The organism is Frankia sp. CeD (assembly GCF_000732115.1).
GTDB lineage: Bacteria > Actinomycetota > Actinomycetes > Frankiales > Frankiaceae > Frankia > Frankia casuarinae.
This window is the reverse complement of sequence record NZ_JPGU01000006.1, coordinates 105,198-122,801: the sequence shown is the minus strand read 5'-3', so window position 1 is coordinate 122,801 and position 17,604 is coordinate 105,198. Positions and strand designations below refer to the sequence as shown.

Annotated in this window: 17 protein-coding genes and 3 pseudogenes; 11 read left to right on the top strand and 9 right to left on the bottom strand. The window is 68.7% G+C overall.

Going from position 1 to position 17,604, the window contains the following annotated elements:
- The first annotated feature begins 419 nt into the window (after nt 1-419).
- The 6 genes and pseudogenes from CED_RS06405 (at nt 420) to CED_RS06380 (ending at nt 7,253) form a co-directional block, all read left to right on the top strand.
- On the top strand, nt 420-1,856 hold the full coding sequence (locus CED_RS06405) for an ROK family transcriptional regulator (protein WP_369807797.1): 1,437 nt from the start codon (nt 420-422) through the stop codon (nt 1,854-1,856).
- A 310-nt stretch (nt 1,857-2,166) separates the two neighbouring features.
- Nucleotides 2,167-3,093, top strand: coding sequence for a TauD/TfdA family dioxygenase (locus tag CED_RS06400; RefSeq protein WP_035909157.1), 927 nt, complete (start codon nt 2,167-2,169; stop codon nt 3,091-3,093).
- Between the two features lie 189 nt (nt 3,094-3,282).
- On the top strand, nt 3,283-4,323 hold the full coding sequence (locus tag CED_RS06395; protein WP_035909156.1) for an ABC transporter substrate-binding protein: 1,041 nt from the start codon (nt 3,283-3,285) through the stop codon (nt 4,321-4,323).
- A 42-nt stretch (nt 4,324-4,365) separates the two neighbouring features.
- A complete protein-coding gene (locus CED_RS06390; RefSeq protein ID WP_011434718.1) occupies nt 4,366-5,208 on the top strand; it encodes an ABC transporter permease in 843 nt (280 codons plus the stop codon).
- Nucleotides 5,181-6,089 (top strand): ABC transporter ATP-binding protein, encoded by a 909-nt coding sequence (locus CED_RS06385; RefSeq protein WP_035909154.1) that lies wholly within the window; start codon nt 5,181-5,183, stop codon nt 6,087-6,089. Before CED_RS06390 ends, CED_RS06385 begins: the two co-directional genes overlap by 28 nt.
- Before the next feature lie 322 nt (nt 6,090-6,411).
- Nucleotides 6,412-7,253: pseudogene (locus CED_RS06380) on the top strand (transposase family protein).
- 52 nt (nt 7,254-7,305) lie between these two features.
- Here CED_RS06380 and CED_RS24210 read toward each other — a convergent pair.
- Both CED_RS24210 and CED_RS06370 read right to left on the bottom strand, forming a co-directional pair.
- Nucleotides 7,306-7,485 (bottom strand): hypothetical protein, encoded by a 180-nt coding sequence (locus CED_RS24210; RefSeq protein WP_035909149.1) that lies wholly within the window; start codon nt 7,483-7,485, stop codon nt 7,306-7,308.
- Between the two features lie 717 nt (nt 7,486-8,202).
- Entirely contained in the window at nt 8,203-8,472 is a 270-nt protein-coding gene (locus CED_RS06370; RefSeq protein WP_011434714.1) for a type II toxin-antitoxin system VapB family antitoxin, read from the bottom strand.
- Between the two features lie 162 nt (nt 8,473-8,634).
- Here CED_RS06370 and CED_RS06365 point away from each other — a divergent pair, with 162 nt between their 5' ends.
- Nucleotides 8,635-9,042 carry a YciI family protein gene (locus tag CED_RS06365; RefSeq protein ID WP_011434713.1) on the top strand — a complete coding sequence of 136 codons (408 nt, stop codon included), beginning with the start codon at nt 8,635-8,637 and terminating at the stop codon, nt 9,040-9,042.
- 8 nt (nt 9,043-9,050) lie between these two features.
- Entirely contained in the window at nt 9,051-10,196 is a 1,146-nt protein-coding gene (locus CED_RS06360; RefSeq protein WP_035909241.1) for a DUF6596 domain-containing protein, read from the top strand.
- A 99-nt stretch (nt 10,197-10,295) separates the two neighbouring features.
- Here CED_RS06360 and CED_RS26065 read toward each other — a convergent pair.
- The 5 genes and pseudogenes from CED_RS26065 to CED_RS06345 all read right to left on the bottom strand — a co-directional run.
- Nucleotides 10,296-10,400, bottom strand: a pseudogene (locus tag CED_RS26065) (RNA polymerase subunit sigma-24); the annotation flags it as partial.
- Between the two features lie 6 nt (nt 10,401-10,406).
- Nucleotides 10,407-12,359: a molecular chaperone HtpG gene (gene htpG / locus CED_RS06355; RefSeq protein WP_035909146.1), complete on the bottom strand. Its 1,953-nt coding sequence runs from the start codon at nt 12,357-12,359 to the stop codon at nt 10,407-10,409.
- A gap of 166 nt (nt 12,360-12,525) precedes the next feature.
- The gene (locus CED_RS24620) at nt 12,526-12,735 is read right to left on the bottom strand and encodes a hypothetical protein (protein WP_023840136.1); all 210 of its coding nucleotides are present in this window, start codon (nt 12,733-12,735) and stop codon (nt 12,526-12,528) included.
- Between the two features lie 134 nt (nt 12,736-12,869).
- Nucleotides 12,870-12,962, bottom strand: a pseudogene (locus CED_RS26060) (VapC toxin family PIN domain ribonuclease); the annotation flags it as partial.
- Nucleotides 12,963-12,994: 32 nt separating this feature from the next.
- Nucleotides 12,995-13,531, bottom strand: coding sequence for an ABC transporter ATP-binding protein (locus CED_RS06345; protein ID WP_051868694.1), 537 nt, complete (start codon nt 13,529-13,531; stop codon nt 12,995-12,997).
- Between the two features lie 67 nt (nt 13,532-13,598).
- On the opposite strand from CED_RS06345, the gene CED_RS06340 reads away from it, so the two are divergent.
- A complete protein-coding gene (locus CED_RS06340; protein WP_051868693.1) occupies nt 13,599-14,444 on the top strand; it encodes a TetR/AcrR family transcriptional regulator in 846 nt (281 codons plus the stop codon).
- Nucleotides 14,445-14,545: 101 nt separating this feature from the next.
- Here CED_RS06340 and CED_RS24205 read toward each other — a convergent pair whose 3' ends face one another.
- The gene (locus CED_RS24205; protein ID WP_035909144.1) at nt 14,546-14,725 is read right to left on the bottom strand and encodes a hypothetical protein; all 180 of its coding nucleotides are present in this window, start codon (nt 14,723-14,725) and stop codon (nt 14,546-14,548) included.
- A gap of 174 nt (nt 14,726-14,899) precedes the next feature.
- Here CED_RS24205 and CED_RS06330 point away from each other — a divergent pair, with 174 nt between their 5' ends.
- Together CED_RS06330 and CED_RS06325 are read left to right on the top strand one after the other, a co-directional pair.
- On the top strand, nt 14,900-15,313 hold the full coding sequence (locus CED_RS06330) for a hypothetical protein (RefSeq protein WP_035909141.1): 414 nt from the start codon (nt 14,900-14,902) through the stop codon (nt 15,311-15,313).
- A 1-nt stretch (nt 15,314) separates the two neighbouring features.
- Nucleotides 15,315-16,346 (top strand): tyrosinase family protein, encoded by a 1,032-nt coding sequence (locus tag CED_RS06325; protein ID WP_023840138.1) that lies wholly within the window; start codon nt 15,315-15,317, stop codon nt 16,344-16,346.
- Nucleotides 16,347-16,480: 134 nt separating this feature from the next.
- Here the strand turns inward: CED_RS06325 and CED_RS06320 are convergent, their stop codons facing one another.
- Nucleotides 16,481-17,407 (bottom strand): putative protein N(5)-glutamine methyltransferase, encoded by a 927-nt coding sequence (locus CED_RS06320; protein ID WP_235186931.1) that lies wholly within the window; start codon nt 17,405-17,407, stop codon nt 16,481-16,483.
- Nucleotides 17,408-17,604: the final 197 nt, after the last annotated feature.

Below are 17,604 nucleotides of genomic sequence, written 5' to 3'. Positions count from 1 at the left end.
CTCTACTTTTTTTATTGACAAGCGGCGGAATGATATCTACTGTCAGCGTCATGAGCCGGCGCCCGCTTCTGGTCTGCCGTGCACACATTGACTTTCATCGCGTCGCGAGCGCGCTCTGTCACCCTTACCATCGATCCCGCTGATCATCAGGCCCCGTTCCGCCGACTGGNATCCGTCACCGTAAGCCCCCGGCGCCCGGTGACGGCACCTGCCGCCTCGTACCCGAGCCGGCCAACGGCCGCCGACCTGATGTCAGCGAAGGGTGGGCCCCTCCCTCCGGTCCACCGTCCCTGTGGTCAGCCGGGCCCCCGGTCCTGACTTTTCCGTGCGTTCCACCTGCCCTGTGTTTGCACGCCTTGCGCGTGCGCGGCGACGAGAGGCCCCGTCGGCCGCGTGGTCGCATCGCGAGGAGGTTCTCCGTGCCCGTACGCGACAAGGCGCCAGTACGCGACAAGATGTCGGCGCGGGAAACGCTGCCGGCGCAGGGAAGGCCGCGGGCCGCGGCGGGGGTCGTCTCCAGGCTTGGAGCCGGGAGAACCACTGCCGGCGGCCCAGGCAGCCCAGGCGGCTCCGGCGGCTCCGGCGGCTCCGGCGCCCCCAGTGGTTACGGTGCCCCGGGCGGCCCCGCGGGCTCCGCGGCGGCGATCCTGCGGGCGGTCCTCGACCACGGTCCGGTCGCCCGCACCGCCATCGGGAGGGCAACAGGGCTCAGCCCGGCGGCGGTCTCCCGGCAGACAGCCGGGCTGATCTCCCTGGGTCTGCTCCGAGAGCTTCCCGCCTCCTCGCTGGCTCCCCGGGCCGGGCGGCCGCACGTGCCCCTGGACGTGGACACCGACCTTCATCTGGCCTGCGGGGTGCACATCGCCGTCCCGTTCGTCACCTTCAGCCTTGTCGACCTGCGTGGACAGGTGGTGACGCGGGAGCAGTTGCCGCGGGAGGGGGGCCCGGCGGACGTCCTTCGGATGATCGCCCGACATCTGCCCGACTTCCTCGCCCGGCGCGCCCAGGGCAACCGTGTCCTCGGCCTCGGCGTCGTCACCGGCGGCCGGGTCGACCCCGACCTCGGCGTGGTGATCGAACACGAGCCCCTGGACTGGCATGACGTGCCGGTCCGGGAGGTGCTGGCGGCGGCCATGGGCATGCCGGTGCACGTCGACGGGCACGCCCGCGCCCTGGCCCAGGCGGAGATCCTCTTCGGCGACCCGCGCGCCCGGCGCAGCCTGCTGCAGCTGTTCGTCGGCAACGTGGTCGACGCCGCGTTCGCCACCGACGGATCGGTGCACATCGGACCGCATTCCGCTGCGGGCGGCATCGCTCACCTGCGGCTCGCCGACAGCGACGTCCCGTGCCGCTGCGGCCGGTCGGGCTGCGCGCAGGCGGCGCTGTCGGAACGGACCATGCTGCTGCGGGCGACCCAGGACGGGATCATCTCCCGTCCGGACCTGCAGGTGCTGCTGCACGCCGGGCTCGCCGGCGACCCGCGCGCGCTGTCGCTGTTGCGCGCCAGGCTCCGGCTGGTGGGTCGGATGATCAGCCTGCTCGTGGACATGATGGACCCGGAAATCGTCGTTCTCACCGAGGCCGCCGCGCTCTGCCTGCCGGATCTGTTGGTCGACCTGCACGAGGAGATCGCCGCGCACTCACGTGTGTGCACCGATCCCGAGCGGATGGTGCTGCCGAGCAGCTTCGGCATGAACGTGCTGGCCGTCGCGGCGGGAGCGACCGTCCTCGACGCGGTCCACCGCCGCCCGCACAGTCTGCCCGTCCCGCTGCCCGCCCCGATGCCGTCGCGGACACCATCACGGACACCATCACGGACACCGACAGTCGCCGCAGCCGCCCGCCGGAGGTATTAATTCCACCAGAACACAAAACGTTGACGGCCCGGAAGGGCGAGACCGAAGATTGACCGGTGAGCGACTCCAGGAACGGCGGTACGGGAAGATTTCCCGCAGCCAGCGCTCGTTGTCGCCGATATTGCCGCCCGGCGTCACGTTCCGCTGTCCGTCGCGACAGAATCCGTAGTCGATCGCAATAGTGCCGATCACGATAGCGCAGGCGTTCCCGGCACTCCCCGAGAACGCGTCCCACCGGTCCGTCACCCGGAATTCCGGCTGCCCTCCCCGCCGTCTTCGCATCTTTTCCCAACCTCTGGAGGAACACAGGATGACAACCACGACCCCTCTTCTGGGACTCGACGTCCGCCCGCTTTCCGGCTATATCGGGGCCGAGATTCACGGAGTGGACCTGCGCGAGGACCTGGACGACGCGACCATCGCCGAGATCCGCTCCACGCTGCACCAGTGGAAGGTTGTCTTCTTCCCCGGCCAGAACATCGACCACGCCCAGCAGGTCGCCTTCGGCCGACGCTTCNGCAAGCTGACCCCGGCCCACCCGCACGAGGACGCGCCGCCGGCGGGCTTCCCGGAGATCCTGCCGATCGACAGCCGGCGGTACGCCAGGTTCTTCGGAACGAAGAAGAAGGTCACCTACGACAATGGCTGGCACNCCGACGTCNCCGCGCTGGTGANCCCGCCCGCCGCGTCGATCCTGCGGGCCGGCATCGTCCCGCCATACGGCGGCGACACTGCGTGGACCAACCTGGTCGCCGCCTACCAGGAGCTGCCCGAGCAGCTTCGGGACCTGGCCAACGGCCTGCGCGCCCGGCATAGCTTCGGAAACTTCCCCAGCGAGAGCGAGTACGGGCGGAAGGTCGCCGCAAACCCGCTGGTCGCGATCCACCCGGTGGTGCGCGTCCATCCGGAGACCGGCGAGCGGGCGCTGTTCGTCAGCCCGAGCTTCACCTCCAAGGACAGCGAGATCATCGGTTTCTCGCCGAAACAGAGCCGCCGGATCCTCGACCTGTTCTACGAGCAGATCTCCCGGCCCGAGTTCACGGTGCGGTTCAAGTGGAACCCCGGTGACATCGCCTTCTGGGACAACCGCGCGACCTCCCACCTCGGCCCGTCGGACCTGGGCCACCTCGACTTCGACCGGGTGCTGTACCGGGTGACCATCGAGGGCGACATTCCGGTCGGCGTCGACGGCAAGGAATCCGAACTGGTCGCCGGGGAACCGTTCCTCGGCTCCTGATCCGCTGTCCGCCGATATCCGCGGACACCACGAATACCGGAGCCGGCAATCCGCTGACAGCCGCGAGGGCCAAGTCCCTCGCGGCTGTCGGCACCCCGACCAACGATCCACCTCGAACGACAAGCCACCCCGAACGGCCACCGTCTGTCCGCCGGATCACGACCGAACGACCCGATAGGGAGATTTCCGATGCAGCATCGACGACCGCGCGGGCGGCGTCTTTCCCTCCTGGCCGCCGGACTTGCCGCAGCCGTCGCGGTGACCCTGGCCGCCTGTGGGAACGACGGCGGCAGCGGCAGCGCGGGTTCGGCCGCTACGGGTGGCCAGGTGACGCTGCGGATCGGCGACCAGGGCAAGTATTTGGAACTGCCGCTCACGCTCTCCGGCGAGGCGCGGGGCACTTCCTACGGGTTGAGCTGGAACACCTTCGCCGACGGTCCGCACATGAACGCCGCGTTCAGCGCGAGCAAGATCGACGTGGGCTTCATGGGCGATACACCGGTACTGTTCGCGAACGGGGCGCACGCCGGCGTGACCGCGGTCGCTGTCGCGGAGAACCCGGTGAACACCCAGACGATCATCGTCAAGGCCGGCTCCGGGATTCACAAGCCAGCCGACCTCAAGGGCAGGCGCATCGCCCTCACCCTCGGTACCTCCCTGCACGGTTATCTGCTCAACCAGCTCGCGTCCGCCGGTCTGAAGCAGAGCGACATCACCCCGGTGAACGTGCCCATCACGAGCCTCGGAGCGACACTCGCCTCCGGTCGGGTCGACGCCATCGTGTACGCCAAGCAGTACGTCGCCGCGGTCGGCCAGCAGGCTCCCGGTTCCTATGAGATCGAGACCAAGCCGCTCCCGGTCTTCTCGGTCGTGCTGGCATCGAAGAACACCCTCAAGGATCCGGCGAAGCGCACGGCGGTGCAGGACTTCCTGATCCGCCTGTCCCGGGCATCCGCCTGGCCGAAGGCCCATGAGGACGAGTGGATCAAGAAGTACTACGTGGGCCAGCTCAAGCAGAACCCGCAGACGGCGAGGAAGTACTTCGACTCGCTGCCGCGGGCACTCTACAAGCCGGTCTCCGAAAGCTTCATCGAGAGCCAGCGCGTGCAGGCCCGACTGCTGATCGACGTCGACCAACTGCCGAAGACCCTGAACGTCAACNACGAGATCGACAAGGGTTTCAATGCCGAGCTGACCGCCGCGTTCACCAAGGCCTCGCTGGCCACCTGAACCTCAGGGCACCGGGACGTTCCATCCGAGGGGATGATAAACGTGAACGAACTCATCTTACCCGACGGCGTCATCGCTGACGGCCGGACCGAGGCCGGGCCGCGCGGCTCCGGCGGGCGCCGGTGGATTCCGCCGGAGGTCCGCCGGTTCACCGGTCCCGCGCTGTTGTTCGCCGCCTGGTGGACGGTCACGGGATTCGGCCTCGTCAGCGACCAGTCCTTGGCCTCCCCGGCCGCGGTGTTCGGCGCGGGACGGGAGCTGTGGAACAGCGGCGAGCTGCTGGACAGCCTCGGCATCTCGCTCTACCGGTGCGGGGTCGGCCTGATCCTCGGAGTCACCATCGGGCTGACTCTCGCGGTGATCGCCGGTTTCTTCCGCGCCGGCCAGGACGTCGTCGACTCCGCGATGAACTTCCTACGGACGATCCCCGTCATCGCGTTGCTGCCGCTCATCATCGTATGGATCGGCATCGGCGAGGAAGCAAAAATATTCCTGATTACCGTGGGGGTCTCCTTCCCCATCTATATGAACACCTACTCCGCCATCCGCGGGGTCGACATCAAACTGGTGGAGGCCGGCCAGACCTTCGGCCTCGGCCGGTTCGGGCTCATCCGGCGAGTCATCGTTCCCGGCGCGCTCCCGGGCTTCCTCGTCGGTCTGCGCTGGGCTCTGGGAGTCGCCTGGCTACTGCTGGTCTTCGCCGAGCAGGTCAACACCGACAAGGGCATCGGCTACCTGCTCAACAGCGCGCAGTCCTGGAATCGGACCGACATCATGGTCCTCTGCCTGGTCATCTACGGAATCCTGGGACTCGTCAGCGACGGAATGGTCCGCATCCTGGAAAGGACGCTGCTGTCATGGCGCCGCGGCTTCGACGGAACCTGAGCACCGACACCGACACCAACACCACGGCGGCGGCCACGGCCGTCGCCACCCTGGAGCGCCCGGCCACCGCCGACGCTCAGCACACCGCCGACGCTCAGCACACCGCCGACGCTCAGCACACCGCCGACGCTCAGCACACCGCCGAAACCGCCGAAACCCGCGGTGCCGACGGCGCCGCCATCCGGATCCGCGGCCTGCGTCGCACCTTCGGGAATCACACGGTCCTCGACGGCCTCGACCTCACGGTCGCCTCCGGGGAGTTCGTCGCCCTGCTGGGCCGCAGCGGGTCAGGGAAGAGCACGCTGATCCGCATCCTCGGCGGCTTCGACGGCGGCATCTCCGGCGAGGTTCTGGCCACCCGGCAGCGTTCGGTCGTCTTCCAGGAGGCCCGGCTGCTTCCATGGACGCGGACCCTGGCCAACGTGACGATCGGTCTGTCCGGCCGCGACGTCGCCGAACGCGGACGGGTGGCGCTCGCAGAGGTCGGGCTGGCCGGGCGGGAACGGTCCTGGCCGGTGGCGCTGTCCGGTGGTGAGGCACAGCGGGTCGCGCTCGCCCGGGCGCTGGTTCGGGAGCCGGACCTTGTCATGCTCGACGAACCGTTCGGGGCCCTCGACGCCCTGACCCGGATCAGGATGCACGCCCTGCTCCAGCAGCTGTGCCGTCGCCACCGGCCGGCGGTACTGTTCGTCACGCACGACGTTGACGAGGCGATCCTGCTCGCGGAGCGGGTGCTTGTCCTCACCGAGGGACGGCTCTCCCTCGACGTTCCAGTCGATGTGGCGTCCCCTCGGCGACGGACCGACCCCGCCTTCGACCGGCTGCGTTCCACGCTGCTGGCCGAGCTCGGCGTCGACGAACTCGCCGAAGGCGATCATTGACCTGCCGCCGCCTCGCGGACGCGCAGCCCGTCCGCCGACGATGTGGGCACCCGTACCGGGGACGGCCTGCTCGGACTCCACCGCCTCCGCCTCGGCGGCTTCGGCATCCTCGGCCGCGTGCTCGGCTCGGATCGTCTCCCGCCGGGCACGTCTGGACGGATCAGTCATTGAGCCTTTCCGCGCAACGATCGGTCGCTCTGCGTGAGAGTTACGGATGGTAGTCGGCGGGCGGTCCGAAAGAGGGCGGTGAAAGAAGAAACGCGGGACCCCGGTAGAAGTCTGTTCCGACCAAAGACCAGCTTCAGGGAGTCCCGCGCGCGCCATGAGTGCGACATACACGGCCGTACTGCCGTTCCAGGACCACACGGTCGAGTTCGTCACCGGCCTGCTGGAAGCGGAACGTGTCCGCCGCGGCACCCGGAAGGGGACACGGAAGCTCACCAGTCGTGAGCAGGCGGTGCTCGTGCTGCGCTGGTTCGCCGACGCCACCCAGGTCGCCCAACTGATCGTCGACCATGGGATCAAGAAGTCGACCGGCTACGACTACCTCCACGAAGGGATCGCCGTGCTGGCCGAGCGCGCCCCGAAGCTGGAATCCGCCCTGCTCGCCGCGAAAGCCGCCGGTCACAGCCACGTCAGTGTCGATGGCACGCTGATCGAGACCGACCGGAACGCCACCCCGGGCCCGACCGCGGGAGTGGACCTGTGGTGGTCGGGCAAGCATGCCAATCACGGCGGGAANATCCAGGNCGTCACCGCGCCCGATGGCTGGCCGCTGTGGACTTCCGAGGTGCGCCCCGGCCGCGAACACGACACCACCGCGCTGCGCGCGCACCCGCAGATCTTGCCGGCGCTGGCGGTCTGGATCGCCGCAGGCCTGCCGGTCCTGGGCGATCTGGGCTACGAAGGCGAACGCGACACCGTGACCGTCGCGATCAAGAAGCCCAAGGGTGGCTGAAGCCCAAGGGTGGCTCGCTCACCGACGACCAGAAAGCATCCAACAAGGCGCACAACGCCCAACGGGCCGTCGGCGAACGCGGGAACTCGCTCTTGAAGATGACGTTCAAGGCGCTGCGCAACGTCAGCGTCTGCCCGTGGAAGATCGGGAAGATTGTCGCCGCCGCTCTCGTGCTCCTGCACATCGAGCATGATCGAACGACGTGATCACTAAACGTGACGATCGGTTACGCGGAAAGGCTCAATGGTCGTGTCGGCATCACACTGCCGGGCGAAACCGGCCGCGGCACCGTCCAACAGGCCGACGAAGGCCTCCCTCGCCCGCTCGAAATCGGTCCTCCAGGGTTTCCCTGCCCATCGCGGTGAGCAACAGCAGCTGCGCGATCGCCGCGGGGTCGACGAACACCAACCGCTTCCACAGCTCGAACTGGAACGCCATCCTCGGGTCCGCGCTGATCCATCCGGCATGCGCCGTCAGGGACCGTACCCTGTCGGGTACAGCCCTGCGGTGGCCGTGGCCACGACGGCGCCGAGCGAGTGACCGACGAGGTGCAAGTGATCGATGCGGGCGTCCCGGGCCGCAGCGACGACTGGCCCTAGCCAAGGGGACATGCGGCAGGCTGTCACGATCAAGCGGAAGAAGGCCGGGCCTGGTGGGCATCACCGCGCTGGTGAGCACCACCACGCTGGTGGGCAGGGACAGCGTGCCGTCGAGAACCCCCGGCGGCCAGAAACTCTCGCTGAAGTATGGAAAGACGCGCGCCCCGTGCCCGACCGCGACCGACACCGCCATACTGAATGACAACACGTCCACGACGACGTGGATGTCGCTTGTTGGCGCAAGAACGGCAAGATCCTCAAGTCCCCAGCCAAAACGAAGGGAGAAGCGGCGCTGGCCCGCAAAGCCTGGTGCGTCAGAAGCCAACGGAATGCCTACTCAGCCGGTCATTCGTCGGTGTGCCTATTCGTCGTCCAGCTCCGCGGCGATCAGATCAGTGTGGACGAAGTCCTCACCCTTGAGCCGACGAGTGCCGACGAGTGCCGACGAGTGCCGACGAGTGCCGACGAGTGCCGACGAGTGCCGACGAGTGCCGACGAGTGCCGACGAGTGCCGACGAGTGCCGACGAGTGCCGACGAGTGCCGACGAGTCTACGATCACGCTGGCAACCCATGCTCATCGTAGAGATCCTCGATGCTCAGGCCGGGCGGGGGCACCGCGGCCGCTGTCTGACGACCCAGGGCAACGATGCGGGCCGCTCGCTGCTCACCTTCGTCGCGGTCGGCGCGCATCCGCTCCAGGCGTTCCCGGACAGCGACGAGCACGGCCGTCGTGACGGTCTCCCCCGTCAGCTCCGCAAGCTCGCGGCTCAGACGCTGGGCTTCCTCATTTTTGATGTTCAACACCGTCAAGGCTCCGTCCACCATGGAGGCGGGTCCTTCCACCAAGGTACCCGCCGTCCGTTGGGTCTTACCGGCTGAGACTCCGGCGCTCGGGATGCAACCGGCGATGTCGAGAACCCGCGACTGGCTCCGTCCCCGCGGTGAACGTGACCAAAATGGGTAGCACCAGCACCGAGGAGAAACACGATGGCTAAGTACTTGCTGCTCAAGCACTACCGCGGCGCTCCGGCTCCGGTCAACAACGTGCCCATGGACCAGTGGACCCCGGAGGAGATCTCGGCGCATATGCAGTACATGCACGACTTCGCGGCCCGGCTCGAGGGGACCGGCGAGTTCGTCGATGGCCAGGCGCTTGCCCCCGAGGGGACGTTCGTCCGGTACGACGGTGAGGGGCGCCCACCGGTCACCGACGGCCCGTTCGCCGAGACCAAGGATCTCATCGCCGGCTGGATGGTGATCGACGTCGACAGCTACGAGCGCGCCATCGAGCTGGCCGGGGACCTGTCGGCCGCCCCTGGGGCGGGCGGGAAGCCGATCCACGAGTGGCTCGAGGTGCGCCCGTTCCTGACCTCACCGCCCACCATCACAGAGTGACCTCTCAGATAAACGAGGCCCTGCTCCGGAGCCTCACCCCGAGCGTGCTAGGGATCCTCGTCCGCCGCGGAGCCGACTTCGCGGCGGCCGAGGACGCCATGCAGGACGCGCTGGTCGAGGCGGTCCGCGTCTGGCCGGCCGACCCNCCNCGGGNCCCGAAGGGCTGGCTGGTCACCGTGGCCTGGCGCCGGTTCCTCGACGCGACCCGGGCGGACGCCGCCCGCCGCCGGCGTGAGGACCTCGTCAACGAGGAGCCGGCGCCCGGGCCCGCGCCCACGGTGGACGACACGCTCCAGCTCTACTTCCTGTGCGCCCACCCCTCGCTGACGCCGTCGTCCGCGGTCGCGCTCACGCTGCGCGCCGTCGGCGGGCTGACCACCCGCCAGATCGCCCAGGCCTACCTGGTGCCCGAGGCGACCATGGCGCAGCGCATCAGCCGTGCCAAGCGCACCATCTCCGGCGTGCGGTTCGGCCAGCCCGGCGACGTCGCCACCGTGCTGCGCGTCCTCTACTTGGTCTTCAACGAGGGCTACTCCGGCGACGTCGACCTTGCCGCCGAGTCCATCCGGCTCACCCGGCAGCTCGCGGCCGCGGTCGACCATCCCGAGGTGGCGGGGCTGCTCGCCCTCATGCTGCTCCACCACGCCCGGCGCGTCACCCGGACCGCGCCCAACGGCAGCCTGGTGCCGCTCGCCGAGCAGGACCGCAGCCGGTGGGACACTGAGCTGATCGCCGAGGGCGTCAAGATCCTGCAGGCGGCCCTCGCCCGCGACCGGCTGGGCGAGTTCCAGGCCCAGGCCGCCATCGCGGCACTCCACGCTGACGCGCCCACCGCCGAGGAGACTGACTGGGTCCAGATCGTCGAGTGGTACGACGAGCTCGCGCGTCTGACCGACAGCCCGGTCGTCCGGCTCAACCGCGCAGTGGCCGTCGGCGAGGCCGACGGACCGCGCGCCGGGCTGGCGGCGCTCGCGGCGCTGAACGACTCACTGCCCCGCCACGCCGCGGTGGCGGCGTACCTCCACGAGCGCGACGGCGACCTGGCGACGGCGGCACGGCTGTACGCCGAGGCGGCCCACAAGGCACCCAACCTCGCCGAGCGCGATTACCTGACGCGCCAGGCCGCCCGGCTCAACGCCCGCCGGTGTCGCTGACGGGTCGCGCTCGGATTTTCCCGCAGCACTTGGCGCGGCCCCGCGGCCAGGGCTGTCGCCTCACAGTGAGTTCGAATCTCATTACGGTGTGCGGTCGCCTGCATGCTGACGGACCGCGGCAGGATTCCTGTCGACAGCCTGCGCCACTTCGGCGCACTCGAAGTCGAATACGTCGCGCGGCACAAACACGGCCCGCTCGGTTGGCGGCCGCTACAGCGCCTCCGCCAGGCGTTCGGNGAGGAGGCGGGTGAATCGCGCGGGATCGCGCAGTTCTCCGCCTTCGGCGAGCAGCGCCATGCCGTACAGCAGCTCCGCGGTGTCGCCGAGGGCGGCGGAATCCGCGTCCCGTTCGTGTGCGGCGCGCAGGCCCATGACCAGCGCGTGCGTCGGGTTGAGTTCGAGGATGCGCTTGGGGCGTGGCATCTCGTGCCCCATCGCCCGGTACNTCTTCTCCAGCGCGGGCGTCATGTCGAACGTGTCGCCGACGAGGCAGGCCGGCGACGTGGTGAGGCGGCTGGACAGCCGGACCTCCTTGACGTCGTCCTCAAGCTTGGCCGCCAGCCAGGGCAGTAGGGCGGCGAAGTCCTTGCGCAGCTGTTCCCGCTCGGCCTCGCTGCTCTTCTTCTCGTCNTCGGTGTCGAGGTCGACTTCGCCCTTCGCGATCGACTTCAGCGGCTTGCCGTCGAACTCCGCCACCCGTTCGACCCAGACCTCGTCAACCGGGTCGGTCAGGATCAGGACCTCGTAGCCCTTGGCCCGGAACGCCTCCATGTGCGGCGAGTTCTCGATCATTCCGCGCGAATCGCCGGTCAGGTAGTAGATCTCGTTCTGGGCGTCCTTCATACGCTCGATGTACTCGCGCAGCGTGGTCGGCCGATCGGCGTCGTGCGTCGAGTCCACCGAGACGAGGCCGAGGATCGCATCCTGGTTGTCGGCATCCTCGAGGAGGCCCTCCTTGAGGGCGGCGCCGAACTCCTTCCACAGCGTGCGGTAGCGCTCGGCGTCGTTCTCCTGAAGAGCCCTGATGGAGGCCAGTATCTTCTTGACCAGCCGGCGCCGCACAAGTTGGATCCGGCGGTNCTGCTGGAGGATCTCTCGGGAGATGTTGAGCGACAGGTCGTGCGTGTCGACGACGCCCCGGACGAAGCGCAGATAGTTCGGCAGGAGCTCCGCACAGTCATCCATGATGAACACGCGCTTCACATACAGCTGGACGCCGCGGCGTGCATCCCGGGTGAACAGGTCGAGCGGCGCTCGCGACGGGATGAACAACAGGGCCTCGTACTCGAACGTCCCCTCGCCCTTCATGTGGATGACCTCGAGCGGGCCGGTCCAGTCATGGCTGAGGTGCTGGTAGAACTGGTCGTACTCGGCCTTGTCGACCTCGCTCTGCGGCCGGGCCCACAGCGCCTTCATCGAGTTGAGCGGCCGGTCGCCGGCATTCTCGGCGCCGGCGCCGGACTCGGCTGTCCCGTCGTCGTTCGAGTCTCGGTCCTTCGCGGCGGGGGCCGACACCAGCCGGATGGGCCAGGCGATGAAGTCGGAGTACCGCTTGACGATCTCCCGGATCTTGTTCTCGTCGGTGTAGTCGTAGAGACGGTCCTCGCTGTCCTCGGGCTTCAGGTGGACCGTGACCGCGGTTCCCCGCGGCGCGTCGTCCACCGTCTCGATGACGTAGGTGCCCGCGCCGTCGGACTCCCACCGGGTGCCGCCGCTCTCACCGGCCTTCCCAGTCAGCAGGGTGACCTTGTCGGCCACCATGAAGGTGGAGTAGAAGCCGACGCCGAACTGCCCGATCAGATCGGATGACGCCGCGCCGTCCTCGGATTCCCGCAGCTTGCGCAGCAGCTCGGCCGTGCCGGACTTCGCGATGGTGCCGATGAGCCCGACGACCTCGTCGCGGGACATCCCGATGCCGTTGTCGCGGACGGTCAGAGTGCGAGCGTTGACGTCGGCCTCGATCTCGATGCGCAGGTCGGCGCTGTCGACCCGCGGGCCGTCCTTGACCAACGACGCGATGCGCAGCTTGTCCAGGGCATCGGACGCGTTAGAGATCAGCTCCCGCAGGAAGATGTCCTTGTTCGAGTAGATCGAATGGACCATCAGCTGCAGAAGCTGACGCGCCTCGGCCTGAAACTCCAGCGTCTCGACCCGGGTGCTCACGGGGCTCCTCCATGCGGACACGAGCAGACTGCACGACGGCTACCCGGTCCCGCGCGTGACGGCCAGCGCCCAGCGACGCCTCGGGCACGCAGCGGAACGGGCAGCCCGTATCATATCGGGCGTCCACGAACCTCCGCCGACGGACCAGCCGGTGGGCGGCCCGATGCTAGCCCTGCTGACGGCGCTTGAGGCGGAACGCAACCTGCAGTTCGGCGGGCAGCACCTCGGCCTCCCAGGGGTCGACCAGTTCCAAGCCCAGGCCGGTGAAGTCGCTGGTGTTGCGGGTAGCCAGGACGGCGTTGCGGGCTCGACAGATAGCCGCGATCTGGGCGTCGAAGCCGCTGATCGGAGTCCCGGCTTGTTCACGCTCGACCACGAGGCTGGCGTAGTGACGGGCCGCCGTGGCGCGAAGGGCAGGACTCTGTCCTGGAACGCCGAGAAGACATCGTCCGCGGCTGCCATCAGCAACTCACGGCGGCGACCGGATGGCAGTCGGACGAGGCTGTAACGGACCTCAGCCACGGTGATCGAGGTCGTGTTCAAGGCGTCACCGGGTCGGCTGGTTACCCACCTTACGACGCGGTCGGCTGGTGCTGCGCGCATGAGCTCGGAGATGACATTGGTATCGAGAACAATCATTCTGAGGGTGGCACCCGGTCACGCGAGCAGGTCCGCTGCCCGCGGTGCCTGTGCCCGCGCTGGCACAGGAGGGGCCGCTTGACCATGCTGGCCGCCAGGTCGAGGCGCCGGCGCATCCCGCCGGAGTACGTCTTCACCCGGCGGTCCCGGGCGTCGGCCAGGTCGAACTCGGCCAGCAGGTCGTCGACCCGGGACCGGACCACGCGCCTGGGCAGGTGGCGCAGCCGCGCCATCATCTCGAGGTTCTCCCGGCCGGTAAGCAGATCGTCGATCGCGGCGTACTGGCCAGTCAGGCTGATCGCGCCCTTGACGCCGACCGGGTCGCGAAGCAGATCACAGCCCGCGATCACGGCCGTCCCCGTGTCAGGGGCGACCAGGGTTGCCAGGATGCGCACCATCGTCGTCTTGCCCGCCCCGTTCGGACCGAGAAGCGCGAAGACGGAACCCTGCTCGATAGCCAGGTCGACGCCGTCGAGCACCGCCCGGCCATCGTAGGACTTGCGGATCCCGTCCGCGATTACTGTGTATGGCATACATGAAAGGTATGCGCCATATACAGTTGACGTCAAGCCGTATTCTCGCAGTCAAGGAGGGAGGTCGATGGTCAGCGAGAAGTCACCGCCGCTACCGCCGGGCCTCGACCTGCTCTGGGGCCGCCGCGAGCGTGGTCAGCGCGGGCCGCGGCCGGAGCTGTCGGTAGACGCGATCGTGGCGACGGCGACCCGGATCGCCGACGCCGAGGGCTTGGACGCGGTGTCGATGGCCCGCGTGGCGAAGGAGCTCGGCTACACGACGATGTCGCTCTACCGGCACTTGGCCACCAAGGACGAGCTGCTCCAGATGATGTGGAACGCCAGCGCCCAGGGCGCCGAAAGCCTCGTCATCGAGGGCGATGGTTGGCGGGCCCGGCTGCGAGCCTGGGTGATCGTCCAGCGCCAGATGATCGACCGCCATCCCTGGATCACCCAGATGCCGATGGCCGCGCCCCCGCTTGCGCCGAATTCGCTGACCTTCGTCGAAAAGGGGCTGGAGACCCTCGACGGCACCAGCCTGTCTGACGCCGACAAACTCCGCGTGATCGGCCTGCTCAGCTCGTACGCCCTCAGCGAGGCCCGAATGGCCCACAATGCCGCCCGGGCTGCCGCCCAGGCCCGGACGGCTGTGGCTCCTTGCGCTGGGGCTGGAGCTGACGCGGAGGCAGGGCCGGCTGGGGGCGACGCGCCGCCTGTCTGGGGCTTCGAGGCGTTGCTGCGCGAGCTCGTCGACGAGCGGACCTATCCGCGGCTGCANCGCATCGCCTGGGCGGGCGAGATCGGCGACGGCCCGGCGGGCTTCGAGGAGACCGAGGAGTTTCTCTTCGGCGTGGACCGGATCCTCGACGGCATCGCCGCTCTCATCGACCGAACCTCGGCAGCCGGCGGGACGTTGGGCATCGGCTCGAGCTGAGCGACCGCCGCGGTGATGACATCATCCCGCGCGGCGGCTACCCGGCCCTCTCCAAGCGACGGCGGAGGCCCAGGTCAAGGCGGACCTCAACGATCTCGCGATCAGCAGCCCGCATCGGCGAGCTCGTCGAGGTCCTCGGCGACCCCGGCCATCCGGAACACGACGAACGCCTGGAATGGCTGGGCCTGCGGGACGCAGACGAGTTCGACCCGGTCGAGTTCGACCCGGTCGAGTTCGACGCCGAAGACGTGAACAAGGCGCTGTCGACCATCCGATAACACCTCGGTCGGCAGGTTGACGCATCCCCGGCACCGGCGGCGCCGCGGCGTCGCCGGCCCACGTGACGCACAGACGCCTGGACGACACCTCGTTGCCAGACCCGTACCGTCGGTAGATTCTTGGTCACCTCACCGCCTCACCACCTCACCGCACCGCCTGGAATTCGGGGGAACTACATGCCACCGGACCCGACAGACGTCACTCATCCCGCCTTTCTCGCCAACTATCTTGCTAGCCTTCCCCGGCCGGAACACGTACATGGCGACCCGGCCCGCAGTGTCCGCGAGGACGACTTCGACGGTCACCACGTCGTCATCACGACCACCTACGAGATCACCNTCGACGGCCAACCATTGAACGTCCACATTGGGGTTTCCAACGACGGCACGGCACACTGCCACGGCCTGCCCAACTATCAGATCCCCTCGGTCGTCGACCTGGTACGCCTGATCATCACCGCCTTCCCCGAGGAGTTCTCCCCCGGGGCCTCTGGCGACGACCATGGCCCGCACGGCGATCCGGGCGAGCACCATCACCACGACGCCCACGACGCCCACGACGCCCACGACGAGCTCCCGGAAGGGGCATGACATGGCGGTCGTCCGGCGCGACATCCTTCTCGACGACGACGCGAGAAAGGCCTATATCCGCGGAATCAAGCTCCTCAAACACGAACCTACGACGCTGCGCACGAATCAGTTCGGCATCCCCGGTCCGAGCCGACCGGTACGGACCTACGACCTGTTCGTCATCTGGCATGTCATCGCGATGAACACCCCCGTCCCCCCGGGAGGGTCACCGAGCAACCGCAACGCCGCGCACGCCGGCCCCGTCTTCCTGCCCTGGCACCGGGTCATGCTTGGCTGGCTGGAAGTGCACCTCCAGCGCGTTCTCGGCGACCCGAACTTCGGGCTGCCCTACTGGGACTGGGCGCGCGACGGGACACCCTCCGCCCCCGCCACGGCGCCGAACCCCGCTGCTTCGGCACTGTGGCGGAACACCCCGGACGGTTTCGGGGGCCAGGGCACCCCGATCCCCGGCGGTGCGTTCTTCTTCGACCCCGCCGACCCGACCAGCTTCCGGGTACGGATCTCCACCAGCAGCAGCGGCGCGCTCCAGCAGGTCGCCGAACGCGGCGTGCGGCGTAGATTCGGCAGCGCCACGTTCGGATCGTCGATCCTGCCGAGCAACGCCGATATCACCGCAGCCTTCGACACCGTCGCCGATCCGACACTCGCGAGCTACGACGAGGCTCCCTTCAACGTGAGTTCGCGGGGGTTCCGCAACCGTCTCGAAGGCTTCATCGGCACCGGACTGCACAACCAGGTCCACCGCTGGGTTGGCGGGGGCAGGGACATGTCGCTGGCGTCGTCCCCCAACGACCCGGTCTTCTTCGTGCACCACTGCAACGTCGACCGTGTCTGGGAGGGTTGGATGCGGCGTCACGGCCGCGTGTACCAGCCGGACATGACCGCCCCGGCAAGCCTCCTCGGCCATCGGATCGACGACCCGCTGGTCTCCCCGTTCGCCCCGTCGAGCACGTCGAGCACGCCGAGCACCCCGGCGACCCCCCGCAGCGTGCTCGACATGACCGACACCTACACCTACGACGTCCTGCCCTGAAACATCTCCTGTTGGCTGACGAGCAGGTCCCGGGGATTCACCGAGGACGGCTTCGGTCCATCCGCATCCATTGCATCCGGCCGCATCCGGCTGCCCGCGGCCTTTCCGCGGGCAGCCGCGGATAAGGGCTGGGCCTACCCGACTGGCGGCAGCTGTCCAGCTGCCGCGCCCACCGCGGACACGGGAGCCGCGGCCGGCCTGGTGGCGATGACGACGGTGGCGTTCAGGTCGGCGGAACTGGCGACCGTGGGGATCAGACCGGCCTGGGCGCTGGCTTCGACGATCGATGCCGCCTGCCGCTCGCCGGTCTCGACCAGCAGGTGACCGCCCGGGGCCAGCCNCCGCGGCGCCTCGGCGGCCACCCGCCGCAGAACATCGAGCCCGTCCGCCCCGCCGTCGAGCGCCACCCGCGGCTCGTGCTCGCGAGCCTCCGGCGGCATCAGCTCGATCGCGTCGGTGGGTACATAGGGGGCGTTCGCGGCCAGCAGGTCCACGTGGCCCCGTAGGACGGCTGGCAGCGGCTCGTAAAGATCACCATCGTAGACCTGGCCACCGGCGGAGGCGAGGTTGCGGCGGGCGCACCGCACCGCGGCCGGTTCGATGTCGGCGGCGTGTACTTCGATCCCGGGCAGGGCTGCCACCAGCGCGACCCCCNTCNCCCCNGAGCCACAGCACAGATCGACGACAGTGACCGGCCGGGACCGGCCGGCAACCCGTTCGACCGCCTGATCGACAAGGAACTCCGTGCGGCGGCGGGGCACGAAGACCCCGGGGTCCACGGCTATCCGCAGGCCGTGGAACTCCGCCCAGCCGAGCACGTGTTCCAGGGGCAGACCGGCGACGCGCCGCCGCACCATCGCGGCGAGTTCGCCCGGGGTCCGGGCCGCATTGACGAGCAGCCGTGCCTCGTCCTCGGCGAAGACGCAGCCGGCGGCCCGCAGCCGCGTGACGACGACGGACCGCGGCAGGGACGAAAACGGTGAGGAAGACGGACGAGAAGAGGAGGGAAAGGACGGACGAGAAGGGGAGAGAAAGGAAGGAGAAGGGCCGGATGTCGACACGGGAAGCCTTTCGGGATGCCGAAGGGCACCCTCCCGATCGCCTACCTCGAGCGAACCGCGCGACCGCGGGAGGAGAGCACCCACCCTGACACAGCGGAAATGGGTCTCACCCCCTCAAGACGATCACCTGTGGTGACGGCCATCTTACCCGAGCTATCTGATCCGGATCGCCGCGGGCCCAGGGCGCCGGCCAGCAC

Excerpts from the sequence above, each read along its gene's own strand:
- CED_RS06325 (WP_023840138.1), top strand. The coding sequence starts at position 15,315 with ATGGCGGTCGTCCGGCGCGACATCCTTCTCGACGACGACGCGAGAAAG.
- CED_RS06370 (WP_011434714.1), bottom strand. The coding sequence starts at position 8,472 with ATGGTGGACGGAGCCTTGACGGTGTTGAACATCAAAAATGAGGAAGCC.
- CED_RS06365 (WP_011434713.1), top strand. The coding sequence starts at position 8,635 with ATGGCTAAGTACTTGCTGCTCAAGCACTACCGCGGCGCTCCGGCTCCG.
- CED_RS06345 (WP_051868694.1), bottom strand. The coding sequence starts at position 13,531 with ATGCCATACACAGTAATCGCGGACGGGATCCGCAAGTCCTACGATGGC.
- CED_RS06385 (WP_035909154.1), top strand. The coding sequence starts at position 5,181 with ATGGCGCCGCGGCTTCGACGGAACCTGAGCACCGACACCGACACCAAC.
- CED_RS24210 (WP_035909149.1), bottom strand. The coding sequence starts at position 7,485 with ATGGCGTTCCAGTTCGAGCTGTGGAAGCGGTTGGTGTTCGTCGACCCC.